This is a genomic window from Streptomyces sp. ActVer, assembly GCF_027270795.1.
Lineage (GTDB): Bacteria > Actinomycetota > Actinomycetes > Streptomycetales > Streptomycetaceae > Streptomyces > Streptomyces umbrinus_A.
This window is the reverse complement of sequence record NZ_JAPWHT010001012.1, coordinates 1-622: the sequence shown is the minus strand read 5'-3', so window position 1 is coordinate 622 and position 622 is coordinate 1. Positions and strand designations below refer to the sequence as shown.

Here is a 622-nt window from a genome sequence, read left to right as displayed (position 1 = left end):
GGCGGCGCCGGTGGCCCGCACGCCCGCCGGTGCCGCGCCGATGCTGGGCGCGGACACCGGTGCGGTGCTGCGCCGGCTCGGGATCGCCGTACCATGACCGGCCTGCTCATCCGCGGCGCGGAGATCGACGGAGAGCTCCTGGATGTGCGGATCGGACGCGGCCGGGTGCTGGAGACGGGCCGCGCCCTGCCGCGCGCGGGCCGTGCGGAGCACGAGCTCCAGGCGCACGGTGGAGCCCTGCTGCCCGGGTTGACGGACCATCACCTGCACCTGTTCGCCACCGCGGCGGACCTCGCCTCCGCCGCGTGCGACCCGGCCACGGTCCACGACGCGCAGGGGCTGGCGCGGGCCCTGCACCGCGCCGGCCCCGACCGGCACGGCTGGGTCCGGGGGGTGCGCTACCACGAATCCGTGGCGGGCGAGTTGGACGCGGCCCGGCTGGACGCGCTGCGCGCTGACGTGCCGGTGAGGGTGCAGCACCGCAGCGGCGCGCTGTGGATGCTCAACTCCCGTGCTGTCGCGGCCGTCGGCCTGGCCACGGCCGATCACGCCGGGGTGGAGCGGGACGCCGACGGCCGCCCGACCGGACGGCTGTGGCGGGCGGACGCCTGGCTGCGCGGTC

The 622-nt window shown here is 78.1% G+C and carries 1 protein-coding gene; it reads left to right on the top strand.

Features of this window, described 5'->3' with window-relative positions; genetic code table 11:
* Nucleotides 1-93: 93 nt before the first annotated feature.
* On the top strand, nt 94-622 hold a 529-nt coding region (locus tag O3Q52_RS53885), incomplete at its 3' end, for an amidohydrolase family protein (RefSeq protein WP_269655650.1).